At 68.7% G+C, this 20,339-nt stretch carries 13 protein-coding genes, 1 tRNA gene and 3 pseudogenes; 5 read left to right on the forward strand and 12 right to left on the reverse strand.

Annotated elements, in window-relative coordinates; all coding sequences use genetic code 11:
* Positions 1–1,212: 1,212 nt before the first annotated feature.
* Together ACJX2R_RS31575 and ACJX2R_RS31580 are read right to left on the reverse strand one after the other, a co-directional pair.
* Positions 1,213–2,433 (reverse strand): DMT family transporter, encoded by a 1,221-nt coding sequence (locus tag ACJX2R_RS31575; protein WP_413102902.1) that lies wholly within the window; start codon positions 2,431–2,433, stop codon positions 1,213–1,215.
* Between the two features lie 716 nt (positions 2,434–3,149).
* Entirely contained in the window at positions 3,150–4,016 is an 867-nt protein-coding gene (locus ACJX2R_RS31580; protein WP_413102903.1) for a calcium-binding protein, read from the reverse strand.
* Between the two features lie 519 nt (positions 4,017–4,535).
* Here ACJX2R_RS31580 and ACJX2R_RS31585 point away from each other — a divergent pair.
* Entirely contained in the window at positions 4,536–4,757 is a 222-nt protein-coding gene (locus ACJX2R_RS31585; protein ID WP_413102904.1) for a hypothetical protein, read from the forward strand.
* A 67-nt stretch (positions 4,758–4,824) separates the two neighbouring features.
* Here the strand turns inward: ACJX2R_RS31585 and ACJX2R_RS31590 are convergent, their stop codons facing one another.
* A complete protein-coding gene (locus tag ACJX2R_RS31590; protein WP_413102905.1) occupies positions 4,825–7,836 on the reverse strand; it encodes an AfsR/SARP family transcriptional regulator in 3,012 nt (1,003 codons plus the stop codon).
* 707 nt (positions 7,837–8,543) lie between these two features.
* Between ACJX2R_RS31590 and ACJX2R_RS31595 the strand changes: the two genes are divergently transcribed.
* Entirely contained in the window at positions 8,544–8,990 is a 447-nt protein-coding gene (locus ACJX2R_RS31595; RefSeq protein ID WP_413105986.1) for an ATP-binding protein, read from the forward strand.
* Here the strand turns inward: ACJX2R_RS31595 and ACJX2R_RS31600 are convergent.
* A complete protein-coding gene (locus tag ACJX2R_RS31600; RefSeq protein WP_413102906.1) occupies positions 8,987–9,754 on the reverse strand; it encodes a GNAT family N-acetyltransferase in 768 nt (255 codons plus the stop codon). The two genes, ACJX2R_RS31595 and ACJX2R_RS31600, sit on opposite strands and share 4 nt — an antisense overlap.
* A gap of 361 nt (positions 9,755–10,115) precedes the next feature.
* Positions 10,116–10,424 (reverse strand): annotated as a pseudogene (locus tag ACJX2R_RS31605) (transposase); the annotation flags it as partial.
* Positions 10,425–10,642: 218 nt separating this feature from the next.
* Here ACJX2R_RS31605 and ACJX2R_RS31610 point away from each other — a divergent pair.
* A complete protein-coding gene (locus ACJX2R_RS31610) occupies positions 10,643–11,863 on the forward strand; it encodes an IS110 family transposase (RefSeq protein ID WP_413102907.1) in 1,221 nt (406 codons plus the stop codon).
* A 32-nt stretch (positions 11,864–11,895) separates the two neighbouring features.
* Here the strand turns inward: ACJX2R_RS31610 and ACJX2R_RS31615 are convergent.
* The 3 genes and pseudogenes from ACJX2R_RS31615 to ACJX2R_RS31625 form a co-directional block, all read right to left on the reverse strand.
* Positions 11,896–12,423 (reverse strand): annotated as a pseudogene (locus tag ACJX2R_RS31615) (IS5 family transposase); the annotation flags it as partial.
* 38 nt (positions 12,424–12,461) lie between these two features.
* Complete coding sequence (locus ACJX2R_RS31620; protein ID WP_262700510.1) at positions 12,462–13,085, reverse strand: DJ-1/PfpI family protein; 624 nt, start codon at positions 13,083–13,085, stop codon at positions 12,462–12,464.
* 35 nt (positions 13,086–13,120) lie between these two features.
* Positions 13,121–14,068 (reverse strand): GlxA family transcriptional regulator, encoded by a 948-nt coding sequence (locus ACJX2R_RS31625; RefSeq protein WP_413102908.1) that lies wholly within the window; start codon positions 14,066–14,068, stop codon positions 13,121–13,123.
* 171 nt (positions 14,069–14,239) lie between these two features.
* On the opposite strand from ACJX2R_RS31625, the gene ACJX2R_RS31630 reads away from it, so the two are divergent.
* Positions 14,240–14,620, forward strand: coding sequence for a hypothetical protein (locus ACJX2R_RS31630; RefSeq protein ID WP_413102909.1), 381 nt, complete (start codon positions 14,240–14,242; stop codon positions 14,618–14,620).
* Positions 14,621–15,118: 498 nt separating this feature from the next.
* Positions 15,119–15,958: pseudogene (locus tag ACJX2R_RS31635) on the forward strand (DDE-type integrase/transposase/recombinase); the annotation flags it as partial.
* A 407-nt stretch (positions 15,959–16,365) separates the two neighbouring features.
* On the opposite strand, the gene ACJX2R_RS31640 reads toward ACJX2R_RS31635, so the two are convergent.
* The 4 genes from ACJX2R_RS31640 to ACJX2R_RS31655 all read right to left on the reverse strand — a co-directional run bounded on the left by ACJX2R_RS31640 (position 16,366) and on the right by ACJX2R_RS31655 (position 20,326).
* A tRNA-Arg gene (locus ACJX2R_RS31640) sits at positions 16,366–16,441 on the reverse strand.
* Positions 16,442–16,602: 161 nt separating this feature from the next.
* On the reverse strand, positions 16,603–18,390 hold the full coding sequence (locus ACJX2R_RS31645) for an IucA/IucC family protein (protein WP_413102910.1): 1,788 nt from the start codon (positions 18,388–18,390) through the stop codon (positions 16,603–16,605).
* Positions 18,387–19,022, reverse strand: a complete 636-nt coding sequence (locus tag ACJX2R_RS31650) for a GNAT family N-acetyltransferase (protein ID WP_413102911.1) — start codon at positions 19,020–19,022, stop codon at positions 18,387–18,389. Before ACJX2R_RS31650 ends, ACJX2R_RS31645 begins: the two co-directional genes overlap by 4 nt.
* Complete coding sequence (locus ACJX2R_RS31655; protein WP_413102912.1) at positions 19,019–20,326, reverse strand: lysine N(6)-hydroxylase/L-ornithine N(5)-oxygenase family protein; 1,308 nt, start codon at positions 20,324–20,326, stop codon at positions 19,019–19,021. Before ACJX2R_RS31655 ends, ACJX2R_RS31650 begins: the two co-directional genes overlap by 4 nt.
* Positions 20,327–20,339 lie beyond the last annotated feature (13 nt).

Here is a 20,339-nt window from a genome sequence, read left to right on the forward strand (position 1 = left end):
AGGTCAGCGTCAACCCGGCCGTTTCGAGTCGGAGTTGTCCGGCCTCGTCTGGAGGGCTACTCGATGAAAGAGAATCAAGAAATGAAGTTCATGTCGAAGTTCCGACCCTGCTCAGAGATTGAGCTCGAAATTCTGGAGAGCGGGGCAATGATGCTTGGGACGCCCACGGCGCGGACGTGGTGCCCGCCAGACGATACGGTCATGTGGGTTGCACTGTGTGAGCAGGGGGGAGACCCCCAAGCAGCCGCTGATCGGCTCTCCGCCGTATGGGGCTCAAGCGCGTACAGCGTTTACGTGGAACTCATGGACCGGATAGAGAAGTGGCGTCATGCGGGCCTGCTCTCTCGAGAGGACATTCCGTTCTGAGCATCAGGTGAAGCGATGTCAAGTGTTCGTGTCACGCGATCAACGCCGCGGACCATCGGCGTCCCCGGCGCCGCGTTCAGCGGTCGCGCCCCGTCCGTACAGTGCCTGCCTGGTGAGTTGCCGATCCGGCGCCCGGCCCGCAGGGGCGGGGCACGCCTCCAGGAGGCCAGACGCAGCAGGTAAAACCGCCTGTTCCGGTGCGGCCGGATCTGCCGCACTGGACGCACCCGCGGCTCTCTGCATGGGAGCGCTCAACAATATTGAGCGGCCTGGGGAACGGATGAAGGCCACCGATCGCTGGCTGTCCTTCACCCGCGCGACTCCGGAGATCGATTCGCACGCCGGTACCAGATTCCGTGGGGCACTCCGTTGTGGAAGAGCATCGCGGAAGCGATCGAGCACCCCATGCCGGAGGAGAGGTGGCGCGACCGGAGGACCGTCGGCCGGTGCGGCTGAAGAGGGTGGCCACATGAGGACTGCCGAGGGTTTCAGATACCGGCGTCCGGTTGCGGCATCCTCAGCGTCCAGTTCGCTTGTCACGTCCCGCAGGGCGGTCGCGGCGCGGTCGGCGAAGGCGGCACGGCGCACCGGGTAGCTGCGCTGCAACCGGGCGTCGACGACACTCCCCTGTACGGTCTGCACGGGTGAGTTCATTGCCGGGCAACTCGACGGCGAAGCCTTCCGGCAGCAGCGCGAGCCAGTCAGCGCCGGTGATCTCGGTCTTCATGGTGTCTTTCCGGGGAGGGGCTCATGCCCGGAGTCGGCTCCGACGCCGGACATGAACCCACGTGACATTCGGTGGGGACCACACCCGTTTGGTGATCACGGCCACCGACCACGGTCCGGTCATGTCTCGGTGGGGTCGTCGAAAGCCGCCCTCGCTTCCTCCGTATGAGATCTGCTCGCGAACATGGTTCCGAACGCTCCGGCTCCGTGAGCGGTGAGCGTGATCGTCGGACTGTCGTCCCGGCCGAGTCCTGCCCATTGCACTCTCGGGTCCCGTTTGGCGTGGTGCCCGAGCGGCTGTGGCTGTGGCGGTGTCGGCCGCGTAGCCGCGAAAGCTGGAACCAGTGTGTCGTGTTCGCGCTCACCGGCGGTGGATTCGCCAGTCGTGAAGGGCGGTTGTGGTGTGTACGGGGTGTGGGCCGGGTACGGCGGCACATCTTTGCGGTGTTTGCCTTGCCGTGGCTCGGTCCGCTTGCCGCCGCCGCTTGTTACGACGATGGCGACGCCGACGATGATCAGCAGGAGCCCCGGGACGGACGCGGGCTTGATGCTCTGCCCCATCAGCCACCATGCGCCGAGCGCGGCCACCGGAGCCTCCAGCAGGAGGACGGCGCTTACCGTCGTCGCCGATGTCCTGCCGAGCGTGAAGTTCAGTGCGCCGAGGCCCAGGAGCTGAGGCAGGAGGAGCAGCCCGAGCAGCGACAGTTTCGTAGATGTGTCCAAACCCGTGAGCGGGGCGTCGGCCAGCCAGCAGACGGCGAGGAGCTCCACCCCGCAGACCAGCGAGCAGACCGTCGAATACAAAGGAGTGCTGATATCCGTGCGCGCCTTTTCACTCAAGGCGTTGTACCCGGCCTGAGCCATGCCTCCGGTGAGGGCGAGCAGATCGCCCATCAGCGCCGTGCCACCGGACTGTACGTCGAGACCCGAGGCCGCAACCACTCCCACTACGGCGAGCGTCAGACCCGCCCAGGATTTGCCGGAGACCCGAACGCCCAGACCCGCGGCGATGAGGGCCTGCCAGACCGGTGTGGTGTTCACTAGCGCCGTGGACATGGCGACCGAGGTCATCTGCGCGCTCATCATGAAGGTCGCGAAGTGGACAGCGATCGACGTGGACGCGAGGAACCCGAACGCCAGAGGCCGCCACTGCGCCCGGCGCAGCAGGCCGCGCTCGCCGCGCGTGATACGCAGCACCTCGCGGCGGCGCAGTAGCAGCAGGAACGGCCCGAGTGTGACGAAGCCCAGGGCGTTGCGCCAGAAGGCCATGGCGAGCGGCGAGGCGGAAGCGACGGCGGTGAGAGGGGCAGTGGCCGCGAAGGCGACCACATTGACCGCCATCGCCGCGACGGTCAGCGGATCGATTCTGGATTTCACGCGTTCGTACCGCCGTCCGTGCGTGGCCAGGCCGCGGCGGGCGCGGAGTCGCCCAGACCGCCGAACGGAAGGCAGTCGTCGACTATCTGTCCAAGATTGACCATTGAATAGATGCTTTCTGTGCCTGGTCAGGCCGCCGGTCGACGGCAGAAGCACGGCGCGGGCGGCAAAGGGCATGTTCCGTGGCGGGACGAGGTGAACGCGTCCTCTGCAACGCCACCCACAACGTGGAGAATCGCGCAGCGGTTCATTCGCGGTTCATTCACCACCGTCGGAACTCGCCGACCGGCCTCCGTCGCGGGGAAGTCGCGGGAGGGTTCGAACGGCGCAGGCCGGCCGAGTGCCCTCCGGGTAGCGGGACCAGACGGAGGCAGGCTGCGACCTCACCAGCGCCTACCGCAAGCTGGGTATCCAGGGCCGCAGGGAGCTTCAGGCGGCGCTCGGCGCGCCGGGCGAGTGAGGCCGGCGGCCCAGCACCCAATGGATCGGCGGCCACAGGATCGTGTGGCGAACGTGCCCTGCCCCTCGCCCGGCCACGGGCAGATGTCAGAGAGGAATTCCACGAAGTCACGCCGCACGGGGACTACGGCTACGGCTACGGCTGGCAGAATTCCCCTGCTCCGGCGGTATTCCGGGGCAGGGGAATTCGCGGCGGTGGCGGCCGTCGCCCTTTCGGTCCGTCAGTCCTGGACGATCACATTGCTGCCGGGGCCGCCGGAGATCTCGTCCGTGCCGGGACCGCCGTAGAGCTTGTCGTCGCCGCTGTTGCCCCACATGCGGTCGTCGCCCTCGTCGCCGCGCAGCTCGTCGTCCCCCTTACCGCCGTACATCTCGTCCTCGCCGGCACCGCCCACGACGGTGTCGTCGCCGTCGTCGGCGCGCAGGATCTGGGCGCCCGCGCCGCCGTGCAGCTCGTCGTCGCCCGCGCCGCCATCCACGATCTCGTCCCCGCCGTCGGCGTAGAGGACGTCGTTGTCGTCCCCTCCCCCGGCGAGCGCGTAGGCGCCGACCTTGAGGGTGTCCTCGCCGGCGCCGCCACGGACGTGGCTGCCGTCGACCTCCCGGTCGGGGTCGCTGGTCCACTGGTCCTCGCCGTCGCCCAGCTCGACGTCGTTGAAGTAGAAGACCTGGTCGGTGGCGTTGTCGAAGGCGACCGTGTCGTCGCCGTCGCCGAGGTCCATCTCCATGGAGTTGAGCGGGGACTGGCTCTCCGGGGCCTCGACCGTGCAGGAGATCTTCGTCTTGTCCGCGCTGTCGGGGTGGGTGCAGCCGTTCCCGGCCTCGACGGGCACCGAGTCGTCGATGACGTAACGGAACTTCGCGCGGTCGTCGGTGTACGTCTGGGAGACGGCCACCTCGTTGGCCTGCCCCGCGGCGGCCTTGTAGGTCAGGTGCCAGCCGTACTCGTTGACCTCGGCGGTGGCCGTCGGCTCGGCAGCCCCTGCCTGCCCCGTCAGGGCGATCGGAACGGCGATGCCGATGCCGAGAACGGGCGCGAGCACCGACAGTGCGCGGCGCGTCCTGCGGCCACCAAGGCGAGAGGACATTGCATAACCTCCAGAAGGAAGTCGGGGTCTCTTTCGCCAGGCACGACGGCCGGGGCAGGCAGTTGGTTCACCCCTCCCCGAGCATTTCTCTTTCGCACTTCCAGGGCCTCACTGCATTCTTCCGCGATTCCCGTGGAATTCACCTTCTCGTCGTTCTCCGGGATTTCCGGAAGGTGAGAACCGGACCTGCGGACGACGGCGCCGCGCGCCTTTCATCCGCCTGCGCGGCGGCGCCGTGGAGCCGCGTCAATCACCGTATACACGCTCCCCGCTGTCCCTCCGGCGAGCGGATCCGAGGCAGTCGGAGATGCAAAAGAGCAGGTCAGAACCGATTCTTTCGCGGGGCTTCCGCTTCCGGCGCCCACGCCCGGCAGGCCCACGGGAAGCGGAACCCGTTGCTTCGCCCGTCAATCACACATCAATGTCGCGTGGAACCCCAGTCGCGAGACTCCTCTTGACCACTGGAACAAGGGGGGACTGCACGTGAGCTGGGTCGTGATGCGCTCCTCATCAGGAGCGATGACCGAGATGACCGACAAGGAGCGCATGATCCGTGCGCTCTACGAAGAGCAGGCGGGCCTGACGTCGGGGCGACCGCTGCGGCCGTGGCTGTTCAGGGTGACGCGCGATCTCGTCGTCGACGACTACCGGCTGCGGATGGACACCGACGAGGTCCCGGGCGCCGACGAGCGCGGGAGGGCCGGCGAGGAGCCGAGCGAGCAGTACTCATCGGCGGCGTGACATGGCTCGGCGGACATCCCCGCGCCTTCCTTCCGGCTGGTCACAACAGGGCAGCGCGCGGGACGGTTCAATCGCGCGGCGCGGGCCGTACGCCGGCGGTCCGGTGCGGGGGCGGTGCCGGCCCCGGGGCCGACTCGCCTGTCTCCAGGCGGTGGAGCCTGTCGCGGATGGCCTCGGCGCCGGGACGGCCGGTCTCCTCGAAGAGCGCCAACGCCTGCTGCCATCGAGCGCGGGCCTCTTCCGGGCGGCCCGCTTCGAGGAGGGCATCGCCGAGGTGGTTGAGCGTGTCGCCCTCGCTCCAGGGATTGCCGACGTCTCTGAGGACCTCCAGCGCCTCCTGGTAGCGCTCCAGGGCCTCATCGAGTTCGCCACACCGGTGCAGGACGGTGCCGAGCACGGCGAGCGTGAAGCCCTCGAACCAGACGTTGCCGGTGGTTTGCAGGAGCTTCAGTCCGTGCCGCAGGCACGCGATGGCCTCCTCGTCACGGCCCAGCTGCTGGCAGGCGTCGCCCAGATGCGCCAGGGCGATGGCCTCGGCCCAGTCGTCGTGGTTCGCGCGGGAGAGCGCCAGCGAGCGATTGAGGAAGTTGACGGCCTCGTCGAGTTGCCCCGAGTGCAGATAGGCGACGCCGAGGCCGCTCACGGCCTGGGAGCTGCCGTAGGTGTCCCCGATCCGCTGGTAGAGCAGCATCGCCGCGCGGTATTTCTCGATGGACTCGTCGAGACGGCCCATCGCCGTGAGCGCGGCGGCCACTTCGGTGAGGCCCCATGCCTCGTCCCTGCGGTCGCCGGCCTCGAGCGCGCCCTCCAGCGAGGTCCGCGCCACGTTGAGCCACTCCTGCAGGTCGCCGCCGATGAAGCTGAACCCCCACAAGGACGCGGTCAGCTGCCACGCGAGGTCGGGCCGACGCGATTCGGCGGCCCGGTGCACGGTGGCGACGAAGTTGGGCCGCTCGGTCTCGCACCACCGCAGGGCCTGCTCGCGCGAGGTGAACGTCATGCGCTCGCACTCCGCGGGCAGGGGTTCGAGAGGCAGCGGGTGATGGCGCGGGGTGAGGTGGACGTAGACGGCGTCCGCCGCGTGCAGGTACCAGTGGATCAGCCGCTCGATGGCCGCTGCCCGCTCCGCCGCCGACTCTTCGGTCGCGACGCGTTCGGCGCCGTACACGCGCAGCAGGTCGTGCAGGACGTACCGCCCCGGTGCGCACTCGTCGAGCAGGTTGCCCCGGGTGATCTCCGCGAGCAGCACGCGGCCCTCGCGCAGCGGGAGCCCGGCGAGCACCGCTGCGGCCTGCGCGGAGATGTGCGGCCCGCAGTGCAGGCCCAGCAGGCGGAAGAGGCGCGCGGCGGGCGCCGAGAGCGACTCGTAGGACCAGGAGAAGACGCTGCGTACGTCCGAGGTCGCGTCGCCGCCGGTGAGCACGTCGAGGCCGCCCCGGCTCTCGCGCAACTCCCTGGCCACGGTCTCCAGGGCGAACGCGGGGTTCGTCGCGGCCCGTGCCGCAACGACGGCGAGGGCCAGGGGCAGCCGCCCGCAGCACTCGATGATCTCGTCGACGGCGCCGGGCTCGGCGGCGAGCCGCGCGGCGCCGATCCGGCGGGCGAGGAGGTCGTGTGCCTCGGCGGAGGTCAGGGGGCCGAGCGCCAGCGGTTGCGCGCCCTCGTTGGCGATCAGCCCGGCGAGCTGGCTGCGGCTGGTCACGATGGCCAGGCAGCCCGGAGAGCCGGGCAGCAGCGGGCGTACCTGCGCGGAGTCGCGTGCGTTGTCGAGGACAATCAGCATCCGGCGGCCGGCGAGCAGGCTCCGGTAGAGAGCCGCCTGGGCGTCCAGCGAGTCCGGAACGGACCGCGGGGGGACGCCGAGGGCGTTGAGGAAGATCCGTACGGCTTCCGCCGGAGCGACGACGGAGCCGGTCGGGTCGAAGCCGCGCAGATTGATGTAGAGCTGTCCGTCGGGGTACTGGTGGGCGATCCGGTGCGCCCAGTGCACGGCCAGCGTCGTCTTGCCGATGCCCGCCATGCCGCAGATCACCGTGGTACGCGCGTCCGACGGGAAACCCTCCGCGAGGTCCAGGACCTGCCCGAGTTCGCCCTGGCGCCCGCTGAAGTTAGGCAGGTCGGCGGGGAGTTGTGCGGGCCTGGCCGTGAGGGCGGCGGCCTCGGAATCCTGCTGCGGGTACGGTTCCAGGACCGTGGCCTGTCCCGTGGCCTGCGCTCGGTCGGACGCGGGTCTGGGGGGTGCTGCCGAATCCGGGACCGGGGCCGAGGCCGGCGAGATCAATGAGGGGTCGGCCGCCAGAATGCGCTCGTGCAGCTCGCGCAGCGACGCGCTGGGCTCGACGCCCAGCTCCGACACCAGGGTGCCGCGGGTCCTGCGGTAGACCGCCAGCGCCTCGGCCTGCCGGCCCGACCGGTACAGCGCGAGCATGAGCAATCGACTCAGCCGCTCCCGCAGCGGATGCTCACCGCTCAGCGCGACCAGCGCGGGGATCGCCTCGCTCAGGCACCCGACCTCGACGTCGATCTCCAGGCGGGTCTCCAGCGCGAGCAGCCGCTCCTCGGCCAGCCGGGAGCGCTCGACCTCGGCCAGCGGCCCTGGGAGCCCGGCCAGCGGCGTCCCCTCCCACGCCTCCAGCGCGGAGTGCAGCAGCTCTCCGGCCGCCGGGAGCGCGCCCTCGGCGCGCAGCTTCTGCGCCTTGGCGACCCGCCGTTCGAACACGTCCAGGTCCAGGCCGCCCTCGGGGATGTGGATCAAATAGCCGTCCGTGATCGAGGTCACTATCTGCGGGGCGTCGGCACCGCGCGGGCCGGGTTGCAGCACCTTGCGCAGCCGTGACACGTAGGTGCGCAGCACGGACACGGCGGCGTTCGGCGGTTCCTCGCCCCAGACCGCGTCGACCAGCTCGGCCACCGTGACCGGCCGCCCCCTGCGCAGCAGCAGCGCGGCCAGCACCACCCGCTGCTGCGGCGAACCGAGCTCCAGCTCCACGGCGCCTCGCCATGCCCTGACTCGCCCCAGCACGGCGAAGCGCAGCGGAGGGGTCGCCGGCGAAGGCGTCGCTCGGTCGGATGCGTCCATATTTTCCTGGCTCCCAGCACTCGGATACCTGGGGCAGTGTCGCCTCAGAGGCATCCCGGTGACAAACAGAGCCGGGTCTTGTCTCTCGTCAGGCGCCGTGTCCGTCCCTCACGAGGCGGGGCCTGTCCCCCGCGCGAGGGACAGGGGCCGCTGCCGTGCGGGGGCGCCTACCGCGCGAACAGCGTGTAGTTGCCGCTCGGCTGTTTGGCACACTCGAAGTAGTCCCACTCCGGATCCCACGACGCCCCGTCCGCCATGCACTCCGCATACGAGTCATAGCCGCCGGCGACCGGGCGGAGCGGGGGAACAGGGTCATCGGCGGACGCGGTGCCCGCGGTCAGGGGACTGGTGACGACGGCGGCACCGATGGCGAAGCCGGCGGCGATACGGGAACGCCGGATTGCACAGGCCCTTCACTTGCGATGGACAGTCAGTCTCCAGTACCAACTGGCTTGTGCCGACGGCGGTTCAATCGGAAGCCCGGCTCGTACGGCCGCGGGTTCCGCCGGCCGGGAGACCGCGATCCACCTGCCGCCGTGATGCTCCTGCCACGCCCCGTCGGAAGGCCGCTCTGACCCGCAAGAACGCTCTGACCGGAGCTTCTCGGACACCCTCTGGTACTCCAGTGCGGTTTCGTGATCTACCCAGCAGGTTCGTCGAGGGACCGCCGTTGATAGTGACTGCGACGAACTGTTGCCCCCAAGCGCCTGGAGGACTTCGCGTTCGAGAAGAACCCCAACGTCTCGCCCGAGGTCATCGCCGATCCGAAGTCCCCGTCCTGGGTGCGTGAGGGCCGCCTGCTGGTGCTGATCGGCGACTCCGGCACCGGTGAATCCCACTTGCTGATCGGGGTGGGCACGGCGATCGCCGAGGCTGGCCTTTCAGTCCGCTACACCACCACCTCGGCGCTGGTGAACGAGCTTGCCGAGGCGGATGCCGGACGCCGCCTGTCCTCCATGATCGCCCGATACAGCAAAGTCGATCTTCTGTGCCTGGACGCGTTCGGCTACCTGAATCTGGACAAGAAGGGCGCGAAGCTGTTGTTCCAGATTTTCACCGAGTATACCCAAAGCGCATGCCCACGACGGCTGGCCGCGTCGTCAGTCCCATCCCGACGGGGAGTCTTCTTCCCGTTCAGCGGAAGGGCTGGCTAGGACGCCGGAAGCTGAAAAAGCTGGTACTCGGCAACCTTCTCAAACCCCATGCGCGCGTAGACAGGTGCCCCCAGCCGACTGGCCTGCAACGTACCGATGTGCAACCCCCGCTGACGGCCCGCCTCCAAGGCGGCTGCGGTGAGCATCGCGCCGATGCCCCGGCGGCGGTAGCTCTCGGCCGTCGCGACTATGTAGATCCCGGCCACGTCGTGAGCATCAAACATGAGAGCGGTGCCCACGGCCTGCGGACCGATACGGGCGGTAAGACGCACGATACGGGAGGCATCCCCGCGCCCTGCTTCCATGCGCACCGCATCGTCTATCAGCCCCGGCCCGACTCCGAAGGATGGACTGTTAGTCCGAACCCATTCAGTGAGGGCCTCGTCGCCTTCCACCGTTTCGATCTTCAGCTCCGGCGGTCCTGCCACGTCGGCAACCCGATCGAGTGCGACGGCCATGATCGGTACCGCGCCGACCTTTCCCACGCCCTGTTCAAGAAGCCCGTCAGCGACCCCAGGCGCACTGTCCGGTCCCACCCACCACAGCCAGGGCACGCCAGCCAATCCGCTCTTGGCCCGGGCTAGAGCCCGGGCAACATCATCGCTACTCCGCAGCCGGAGCACTCCGTTGAGCTGACCGTGTGCAAGCCCGCTGCGGTAGTACGTGAGGTCGTCATCGACGGCCTCTGCTTCTCCCCAGCCGAGCCAGTAATCCCGGCAGTTAGCCAACTGCGGCTCAAGGTCGGTGATCCTTTTCACTGCCATGGCCGGAGAACGTTCAGAGCTTTCGGAGTGTTCCCTACCGGGAGAGCCCCCAGACCCAGCCGGGCCCTTGCCAGCCGCGCCTGTCAGGGACACGGACCAGCAGGGCCCGGAACCCACAAGCTACCGGCCCGCCCCCACATTCCGCCCACGGGACACTCCCACTCCTAACCGACACCGAGAGAAGTCACTCCATAGGGGTGGCTCCCATTCTCACCGCCGATCATGAACCTGTGCTGTGATCCGTCCCCTTCACGGATGGACGAACTGGCTCCCGAACTTGCCGTCGCAGTGGCTCTCACTCATCCCGCTGAAAACAACGGGGCCTCCGTCGCCTTAGGACTCGCGTCCCTTAGACCGTGTCCTACGTGGTGAGGCGAACGAGTCGTTTGTAGCAGCACAGGGCGGCAGCGAGACCGAGAAAGGCCAGGTAGTTGCGGGGATGGCGCTCGTAGCGGGGGCTGAGTCGGCGGTAGCCGGACAGCCACGACATCGCTCTCTCGATCACCCACCTGCGACGGCCCAATCGTTCGCTGGACTCGATGCCCTCGCGGGCGATCCGCACTCCAGTGCGCTTGCCGCGTAACCATTTCCGCAGGTCGGGCCGGTCATAGGCTTTATCCGCGTGCAGGCGCTCGGGCTTGAAGTGCCGGCCGCGATCCGGGTCGTGTCTCCTTACGTTGTTGGTGGGTTGATTCCGGTCACTCGTAGGATCGGGAGGCCCAGGGATGGCGGGTGTGGCTACGTGTCTCCAGCCCCATGAGTGGCTTCAAACGATTGGCCGCCTGGCATCCCGCGACGACTCGGCCACTCATTGGGATGCGCGCGGCAAGATCGCTTGGTAAGGACACGCTGGCGAGGTCGTCTGCTGGAAGAGGAACGACTTCGGAGGTGGCAGTGCCCGAACTCTGGGCCGGTACGGACGCGGGGAAGGCCGAACATCACTGTGTGGTGATCGACGCCGATGGCAAGCGGAAGCTGTCGCGGAGGGTGGCCAACGATGAGACCGCATTGCTCAAACTCATCGCCGATGTCCTCGCTCTCAGCGAAGGTGAGTCTGTGACCTGGGCGATCGATCTCAACGCCGGTGGCGCCGCGCTGATGATCGCGCTGCTGAATGACAACGGGCAGCCCGTCCTCTACATCCCCGGCCGCACCCTCCATCACGCCTCCGGCTCCTACCGGGGCGAGGGGAAGACGGACGCGAAGGACGCCTTCGTCATTGCTGACCAGGCGCGCATGCGCCGCGACCTCCAGCTGATGCATCGAGGTGACGACATTGCCGTCGACCTGCGGATTCTCACCTCGCGTCGGCTGGATCTGGCCGCGGACCGGACCCGAGCGATCAACAGGATGCGGGCCCGGATGCTGGAGTACTTCCCAGCCCTGGAACGTGCCTTTGACTACAAGACGTCCAAGGCGTCTCTCGTGCTCCTGACGGCCTACCAGACGCCAGCTGCCTTCCGTCGGCTCGGGAAAAACCGCCTCGTGACCTGGCTAAGGAATCGCAAGGTCCGCAACTCCGAACTCATCGCGGTCATCGCGGTCATCGCGATCGAGGCCGCCGAGGCTCAGCACGCCGCCGTCCCCGGGGAGAAGCCTGCCGCCGCCGTGGTGGCCAAGCCGGCAAGGCAAGTGATCGCACTCGACGAGGAGATCGCCGAGACCGATCTTCTGATCGAGCACCGGTTTCGCGACCACCCGCGCGCCGAGGTCATTCTGAGCATGCCCGGCCTCGGCCCTGTCCTGGGAGCCGAGTTCATCGCTCACACCGGCGGCGACATGAGTGTCTTCGGCACTTCCGACCGCCTCGCCGGCGTCGCAGGACTGGCCCCAGTCCCCAAGGACTCAGGTCGCATCAGCGGCAACATGCGCCGTCCACGGCGCTACTGCCGACGCCTACTGCGAGTCTTCTACATGTCCGCCATGGTCGCCGCCAGGTGCTGCCCCGTCTCGAGGGCGTTCTATGAACGCAAGAGAGCTGAAGGCAAAGGCCACAGGCAGGCGATCATTGCTCTCGCACGCCGCCGTCTGAACGTCCTGTGGGCCCTCATACGCGACAACCGGACCTTCGAAATCACCGCACCGCCGAGCCCTGCCCCGCTCGGCTGACCCCGCTCACCATGAGTCACCCTCCTGCGCTTGACAGCTCTATTGGGAATCGTTTGGTGACCCGTCACCATGGGCTTCAGCCCTTCGCTGTCGTGGGTGTTGCCAGCTGAGACACCGACGACGAGGGGCAGTCCGTTCGCGTCCGACAGGATGTGCATCTTGGAAACCCGGCTTGCCGCGGTCCACAGGGCTCGGACCTGTGTGTTCGCCCCCTTTTTCGCCCTGACATGCGCGGTGTCGAGGACGAGGCGGGTGACGTCGATGAGGCCGGCGTCGTCGAGCCGGTGCAGGACTGCCTCGTGCAGACAGCCCCAGACGCCGGCTCTGGACCAGATGAGGAACCGCCGGTGTGCAGTGGACTCCGAGACGCCGAAGCAGGGCGGCAGCGCCCGCCAGGCACAGCCACTGACCAACACATAGATGATGGCCGCGAACAGCGTCTCATCAGGGGTGTTGGCTGTTCCGCCGCCCTGCGGCCGTGTTCGTTGCTCCGGAATCAGCGGCTTCGCGATCTCCCACAGCCCGTCCGGCGCGATCCAACTCCACGTACCCCGCCCCATACCGGGTCAACGACCGCCTCACCACGTAGGACACGGTCTTAAGCGCCTTCCTGGAGCATCCGGGCAGTCAGCTCGGCGGGGGCCTTGTGCGGTGAGCCGGAGTCGTAGGGCGGCTGGGGATCGTACTGGAGCATCAGCTGCACGGTTTGCGCGGTGGCGTCCCCGGCGATCCGCCCGGCCAGGGCCAGGCCCATGTCGATCCCGGCCGAGACACCCGCCGCGGTGACGTACTTGCCGTCGAACACATAGCGCTCGTCCACGGCCTCCACCCCCAGGGCCCGGAGGCCGTCCATGGTGGTCCAGTGGGTGGTCGCACGGCGGCCGGTGAGCAGTCCGGCCGAGCCGAGGATCAGCGAACCAGTGCACACCGACGTGGTCCAGGTCGTGGTGGCGTCCACGGCCCGCAGCCAGGCGAGCACCTCCGGGTTCTTCTGCTGCTCGTCCGGGAAGGGGCCGCCGGGCACCAGCACGACGTCCGGCCGTGTGACTTCTTCCAGCGTGGCCTCGGCCACCAGGTGAAGGCTGCCGCTGTCGTTGCGCACCGGGCCGCGGCGTTCGGCCACAAACACCGGCTGAGCCCCTGGCAGTCCGGCCAGGGTGTCGTACGGACCGACGGCGTCGAGGGCGGTGAAGTGTTCGTAGAGCAGGATCGCGATCTGCACGATGGTGCCTCTCGGTAAGGGGCTATGACGTGTACTCAGGGATGGAACCGACGCCGGTACTCGGCGGGGGCCATGCCCAGGTGGCGGACGAAGGCGCGGCGCAAGGCCTCCGGTGTGCCGTAGCCGCAGGCGCGCGAGACCTCCTCAATCCCGTCTCCGGTGTCCTCCAGCAGCCGCCGCGCCACTTCGAGCCGCACCTGGTCTACGTACCGGCCAGGCGAGGTGCCGATCTCCTCCCGGAACGCGCGGGCGAAGTGGCGGGGCGAGAGGTTCGCCCGCTCAGCCAGCGCGCTGACAGACAGATCCGCATCGGGGTGTTCGGCGATGTACTGCTGGATGTCTCGCAGCGGACGGCGCTGTGCGCTCTGCGCTGCGAGCTGGACGCTGAACTGTCGCTGATTCCCGGGACGGCGGAGGAAGACGACCAGGAAGCGGGCGACGGTGAGCGCCACGTCACGGCCGAGGTCCTCCTCCACGAGGGCGAGCGCGAGGTCGATGCCACTGGTGACCCCCGCGGAGGTGGACACCGGTCCGTCGCGGATGTAGATAGGGCCCGGGTCCACCTCCACGGCCGGGAACCGCTCGGCCAGCCCCTCCCACAGCGCCCAGTGGGTCGTCACCCGGCGTCCGTCCAGCAGCCCGGCCGCGGCCAGCGCATAGGCCCCGGTGCACACCGACACCAGACGACGCGCCGCCTGGGCGTTCTCCCGCAGCCACGCCACCACCCCCGGATCCATCGCCCGGGTGCCCTCACCCCCCGGCACGATCAGGGTGTGCGGAGCGGACGCGTCGGACAGCGCGAGGTCCGGCGTGACCGACAACCCGCTGGAGGTGCGCACCGGTGAGCCGTCCAGGCTGCCGGTCCTGATGTCGTACGCGCCGGGGACGCAACCGGCCGCACCGGCGAAGACCTCCAGCGGCCCGGTGAAGTCCAGGCTCAATACGCCGTCGAAAAGGACGATGAGCACGGTGCGCCGTTCCATGGTGTCCATGCTGGCCGCCAAGAAGGATGGCAGCAATGACGTGCTTCCCACCTTTCCTGCCATCCGCCGGACGCGTGATGCCGCGGCACGGGGGCGCACAGGAAGTAGCGTCGGCGCTCGGGCTCTCGCAGTGCGGTCGTGCTTGGGCTCCGTCGTAGGGAAATCCTGGGCTTGCACTGGCACGACGTGGACGCGGTCGCCCCGCTCCTCCCGCTGGGCTGGGGAGCAGTCGGCCCGCAACTCCTGCACCACTTCCACACCGTCGCCAACACCACCCCGACCCCGGTCCCGGCCGCGCCTGACGCTCCGGTCGAGAAGGCACCGGCCCCCGCGCCGGAGCCTGTTCCGGCCCTCGAACCGATCTCGTCCCCGGTCACGCTGAAGCCGGAGAGCTTCCCGGCGGTCACGGTGCCCGTGCCGCTGTTGAACGCGGCGCGCTCCATCGCCGACACCGACTGGGCCGAGCACGGCGAGCCCATCAGCCCGGCTCAGCTCCGGGCCCGCCTCGGCGTCGCACTGCCGTTGGCCACTGCCGCGCACGCCCAGCCCTGACCCGGAGCCGGCCGTCCCGGCAACCCAGAAACCCCCACCCCTGACCGGGCCCGGATTCGCCATGCCCCGAGCAGCACCCGCAGCCCTGCCCCGGTGCTGCCCGGGGCCCCTCTTCCCCGGAAAGGACACCTCACCCGTGAAAGCCCCTCTGGACCTGCGCCACGTGGCGAGCCTGGCCCTGCGGGACCTCATCCACCTCGCCCACCACCCCGACTTCGACCGCGTCCAAGACCAGATCAACCGAATCCGCGGTTGCACCCGCCCCGTCCAGCTCGTCGGCTCCACCGAGACCCACGACACAGGCCTCGAAACCTGTACCGGTCCTTCGGCCGCATCCCCGAGGCCGCCGGACCTCTGCCGTCAACGCCCCCCCCACGATCCAAGATCGCGGGGGCGTTCGGCCAGGTCAGGCATGGTGCCCCCGGCAGTGTGGTCGCTCAGGACATAGGAATGGGGTGTCTCAAGACATCGGAATGACCTTGGGGTCAAGGTCTGACGATGTCGAAGAGGCGTCTGGTGATCACTGCTGTGGTCGTAGAGGGCCGTACCCAGGGCGAGGTTGCGCGGGCGTACGGGGTGTCGCAGGGATGGGTCAGCCGTCTGGTGGCCCGCTACCGAGCCGAGGGCGAGGCTGCCTTCGAGCCGCGCTCCCGGCGGCCGAAGACCTCACCGACCGCGCTCGATGCGGCCACGGTCGACCTGATCGTCCGCATCCGAAAGGAGCTGGCCGGACAGGGCCTGGACGCGGGGCCCGAGACGATCGCCTGGCACCTGCTCCACCATCACCACCTGCGCGTGTCGCGGGCCACGATCAGCCGCTACCTCACCGCCCACGGCCTGGTGGTCCCCGACCCCAGGAAACGACCCCGCTCGTCCTACATCCGCTTCCAGGCCGAGCTGCCCAATGAGACCTGGCAGGCCGACTTCACCCACTACCGCCTCGCCGACACAGCCGGCACCGACACCGAGATCCTCACCTGGCTCGACGACTGCTCCCGCTACGCCTTGCACGTTACCTGCTGGCCACGCGTGACCGGCCCGATCGTCCGGGACACGTTCCGCCAGGCCGTCGCCGCGCACGGCATCCCGGCCTCCACCCTCACCGACAACGGCATGGTCTTCACCACCCGCCTCTCAGGCGGCCGTGGCGGCCGCAACGCCCTGGAACACGAACTGCGCCGCCTGCACATCACCCAGAAGAACGCCGCCCCCAACCACCCCACCACCTGCGGCAAAGTCGAACGCTTCCAGCAGACGATGAAGAACTGGCTGCGCGCCCAGCCCCACCAGCCCACCACCCTGCCCCACCTGCAGACCCTCATCGACCAGTTCACCCACGCCTACAACCACCAGCGACCCCACCGGTCCCTGCCCCACAAAGCCACCCCCGCCACCATCTACACCACCCGGCCCAAGGCCCTACCCGCCCACAGCCGCAACGCAGACACCCACACCCGTATCCGCCACGACCGCATCGACAAATCCGGCATCGTCACCCTCCGCCTGGCCGGACGCCTGCACCACATCGGCATCGGACGAACCCACGCCGGAACCCACGTGATCATGCTCGTCAACGACCTGGACGTCCGGATCGCCAACGCCGCCACCGGCGAACTCCTCCGCGACCTGACCATCGACCCCAGCCGCGACTACCAGCCAACCGGCCGACCACCCGGGCCCACAACGACGATGACCCCGAACCCAATCGTGGGTTCGAGGTCATTCCGATGTCCTGCGACATCACATGGTGCCCCCGGCAGGATTCGAACCTGCGACACCCGCTTTAGGAGAGCGGTGCTCTATCCCCTGAGCTACGGAGGCCCGGCGTCAGGGCGGCATGGTGGTGCCGTCGCGGCGCGCCGTCACAGTGTAGCGGGTCGGGTGCGTGGGCGTTTGGGGGCTCCGGGGTGGTGGGGGCTCGGGCTGGGGGTGGATTGCGGAGGTCCCGGGGGGCGGGTGTGGCCCGCGGGGCGGTGGGTGGGTCAGGGCCGTGGGCCCAGTCCCGCGATCGGGTTCTTCAGGGTGCCGATCAGCTGGAGGGCGCCGGCCGGGTCCTGGAGGTCTACCATTTCGCGGTTGTTGCGGAGCTGGAGGCGGTTGAGGCAGGAGAGGGCGAAGTCCTCGGCGAACATGTCGTACTGGGCGAATTTGTCCGCTAGGTGGGGGGTCGAGTGCTGGTAGGACAGGACGCAGTCGGCGACCTGCTGCCAGAAGGTGTCTTCCTCCAGGAGGCCCTCGCTGACGAGGATGCCGTTGAGGAAGCGCAGGAAGCAGTCGAAGACGTCCGTGAAGATGGAGAGGAGTTTCTTGTCCTCGGGGACGTCGACGCGGATGCGTTCCACGGTCGGGGGGAGGACCGCGGTGGGGTCCATGACGGCGATCTCCTCGGCGATGTCCTTGAAGATCACGCGCTGGACGGCGCCGTCCTCGATCACCAGGATGACGTTCTCGCCGTGCGGCATGAAGACCAGGTCGTAGGCGTAGAAGCTGTGCAGCACCGGAGTGAGGTAGGCATCCAGGTAGCGGCGTAGCCATGTGGCTGGGGTGAGGCCGGATTCCTCGATGAGGGCGCTGACGAAGGAGGCGCCGTCGGGGTCGGTGTGGAGGAGGGAGGCCATGGTGGCCAGGCGCTGGCCGGGTTCCAGGGACGGGACGGGGCTCTCGCGCCACAGGGCCGCCAGCATTTTGCGGTACGGCGAGCCCTTCGCCGTGGCCGTCTCGTACTGGCGGTGGTGGTAGCCGATGGCTGCTCGTTCTCGGATGATGGAGAAGCGCGTGGCACGGAAGGTCTCGTCCGAGGCGATCAGGGACGACAGCCAGTCGTTGATGGCCGGTGTCGCCTCCATGTACGCCGCCGACAGGCCCCGCATGAAGCCCATGTTCAGCACCGACAGCGCGGTCTTCACATAGTGCTTGGACGGGTCGCTGGTGTTGAAGAACGTCCGGATCGACTGCTGCGCCAGGTACTCGTCGTCGCCCGGGCCCAGGCACACCAGGTGCTGCCGGGCGACCTCGGCGGCGAAGCTGACCGACAGCTTGTTCCACCACTGCCAGGGGTGCACCGGCAGCAGGTGGTAGTCGGCCGGGTCCAGGCCGAGGTCGGTGAGGGTCTGCGCGAAGCGGGTCCGGGTCTCCTCGCTCAGTTCGGAGTGGATCAGGGCGTCGTAGTCCAGGTCCGCGGAGGAGGTGAAGGTGGAGCGGTCGCGGCGGGCGGCGAGCCAGATCAGGCGGACGGGGCTCGCGGTCTCGGGGGCGTACGAGAGGTATTCGTGGATGCCGAAGCCGAGGCGGCCGTTGTTGGCGACGAAGCAGGGGTGGCCCTCGGTCATCCCCGTCTCGATCTCCTGGAAGCCGGATTTGGCCAGCTGGGCGGCGGCCTCCGGCTCACCGGCCAGTTTGAACGCCGTCCCGGAGAGGGTGGAGCTGATCTCCTCGAGGTAGACGGGGAGGATGTCCTCGCTCAGGCCGAGCCGCCCGCGCAGTTCGATGAAGAAGTCCAGCGCGTCCAGGGGGAGTTCGGTGGCGTTCCGGTCGTGGCGGGTGATGCTGTCCGCCTCGACCAGCCAGTGGTCCAGGGAGAGGACCCGGGCGGCGAAGCGGTAGGTCACCGCCCCGTCGTCGCTGGTCACGGCGTAGCGGCCGTCGGGGCCGAGCTCGGGCGCGAGCAGGCGCTCATGGGTGAATTCGGCGAGCGCCTTGCGGATGAGGAGGCGGCCCGCCCGGTCCCACAGGTCGGGGGTGAGGTGGGCGACGGCGTCGCGGGGGCTCATCGGGTCACTCCTTGGGCGTCGCGGTCAGCCCGGGCGGTCCGGGCGGTTCGGGCCGCATCGGCGGCCAGTGCGGTGCGTGCGGCCTCGAACCGCTCGCGGGTGCAGATGCTGAGGTACGCGTCCTTCTCGGGTTTGGCGATCTGCTCGACGATCTCGAAGCCGACGGCCGCGTTGAGCGCGTGTACCGCGTCGTTGCGCACATCGGGCTCGACGACTACGCGCCGGACGTGCGGATCGGAGAAGCAGAACTCCATGACGGCGGTGATCACGGCGAGGGTGAAGCCGTGCACGGGGGTGCCGGTCGGCGCGCACAGGAAGTGCATCCCGACGTCGCCGGGCCGGGCGGGGTAGAGACCGGCGAGTTCCACCCGCGACGGGTCGTAGCGCTCGGCCAGGAACGCCGGGCGCCCCTCGTGCAGGCCGATGAACGCCTCGTGGTGCGGATGCTCGTGGATCCTGCGGTACTCGGCGGCGACCTCCGCCTCGTCCGCCTCCAGCATCATCCAGTAGGACGCCTTGGGGTGGGTCACCCAGCCGTGCAGCAGCTCGGCGTCGGCCGCCGGGTCCAGGGCGCGCAGGGCGAAGGTGCCCAGGCGCGCGTCCTTGTGCTCGAAGATCGGCGGAAGCGTCATGACACGGCTCCGTCCGGTGCGCCGAACTCCTGGAAGGCGATGGACTTCTCCACCGGATAGTGCTCCCGCCCCAGCAGCTCACGGATGATCCACGAGTTGCGGTACGGGCCCATGCCCAGGTCCGGGGAGGTCAGGCTGTGGGCGTGGGTGGCGCCGTTCTGGAGGAAGATGCCGCGCCCGGTGGTGTCGATGCTGTAGTTGCGGGCGACGTCGAAGCGGCCGTGGCGGTCCCAGCGGATGCGGTCGCGCACCGGGTCCAGGAAGGCGGGCACCTGGTAGCGGTAGCCGGTGGCCAGGACGAGCCCCTGGGTGGTGAGCGAGAAGTCCCGCTCCTGCTCGGTGTGGCGCAGCCCGAGGGTGTACGTGGCGGACCGCTCGTCGTACGCCGCGTCGGTGAGCGCGGTGTTGGTCAGCAGCCGGGTGGGCACCGGGCCGCTCACGCTCTTCTGGTACAGGAGGTCGAAGATGCCGTTGATGAGGTCGGCGTCGATCCCCTTGAACAGGCCCTTCTGCTCGCCTTCCAGCCGGTAGCGGGTGTCCTCGGGGAGCGCGTGGAAGTAGTCCACGTACTCGGGCGAGGTCATCTCCAGGGTGAGTTTGGTGTACTCCAGCGGGAAGAAGCGCGGGGAGCGGGTCACCCAGTTCAGCCGGTAGCCGTGAGTGTCGATGTCGGCGAGCAGGTCCTGGTAGATCTCGGCGGCGCTCTGGCCGCTGCCGACGACGGTGATGGACTCCTTGGACTGGAGCGCCCGCTTGTTCTCCAGGTAGTCCGTGTTGTGCAGCAGATCCCCGCCCAGGCCCCGGCACACCTCGGGCAGGTACGGCGGGGTGCCGGTGCCCAGCACCAGATGGCGGGCGCGGTGGGTGGTGGTCTCGCCGCTCGCGGGACGCAGGGCGCGCACCGTGTAGAGGCCGTCGGCCTCGTCGTACTCGACGCTCGTCACCCGGTGGCCGAAGCGGACGGACGGGAGTTTCGCGGCGGCCCAGCGGCAGTAGTCGTTGTACTCGGCGCGCAGCGGATAGAAGATCTCGCGGATGTAGAAGGAGTACAGCCGCCCCGACTCCTTGAGGTAGCTGAGGAAGGAGTACGGGGAGGTGGGGTCGGCCAGGGTCACCAGGTCGGCCATGAAGGGGGTCTGGAGGGTGACGCCGTCCAGCAGCATGCCCGGATGCCAGTCGAAGTCGGGCCTGCTCTCCAGGAACAGTCCGTCGAGTTCGTCGATCGGCTCGGTGAGGCAGGCAAGGCCCAGGTTGTAGGGGCCGAGCCCGACCGCGATGAAGTCGTATATGTGCGGGGTGGACACGGGGTTCTCCGAG

The organism is Streptomyces sp. Inha503 (assembly GCF_047215865.1).
In the GTDB taxonomy this organism is placed as follows: Bacteria; Actinomycetota; Actinomycetes; order Streptomycetales; family Streptomycetaceae; genus Streptomyces; species Streptomyces lycopersici.

Excerpts from the sequence above, each read along its gene's own strand:
- ACJX2R_RS31580 (WP_413102903.1), bottom strand. The coding sequence starts at position 4,016 with ATGTCCTCTCGCCTTGGTGGCCGCAGGACGCGCCGCGCACTGTCGGTG.
- ACJX2R_RS31590 (WP_413102905.1), bottom strand. The coding sequence starts at position 7,836 with ATGGACGCATCCGACCGAGCGACGCCTTCGCCGGCGACCCCTCCGCTG.
- ACJX2R_RS31650 (WP_413102911.1), bottom strand. The coding sequence starts at position 19,022 with ATGACGCTTCCGCCGATCTTCGAGCACAAGGACGCGCGCCTGGGCACC.
- ACJX2R_RS31645 (WP_413102910.1), bottom strand. The coding sequence starts at position 18,390 with ATGAGCCCCCGCGACGCCGTCGCCCACCTCACCCCCGACCTGTGGGAC.
- ACJX2R_RS31585 (WP_413102904.1), top strand. The coding sequence starts at position 4,536 with ATGACCGAGATGACCGACAAGGAGCGCATGATCCGTGCGCTCTACGAA.
- ACJX2R_RS31600 (WP_413102906.1), bottom strand. The coding sequence starts at position 9,754 with ATGGCAGTGAAAAGGATCACCGACCTTGAGCCGCAGTTGGCTAACTGC.
- ACJX2R_RS31575 (WP_413102902.1), bottom strand. The coding sequence starts at position 2,433 with ATGGCGGTCAATGTGGTCGCCTTCGCGGCCACTGCCCCTCTCACCGCC.
- ACJX2R_RS31625 (WP_413102908.1), bottom strand. The coding sequence starts at position 14,068 with ATGGAACGGCGCACCGTGCTCATCGTCCTTTTCGACGGCGTATTGAGC.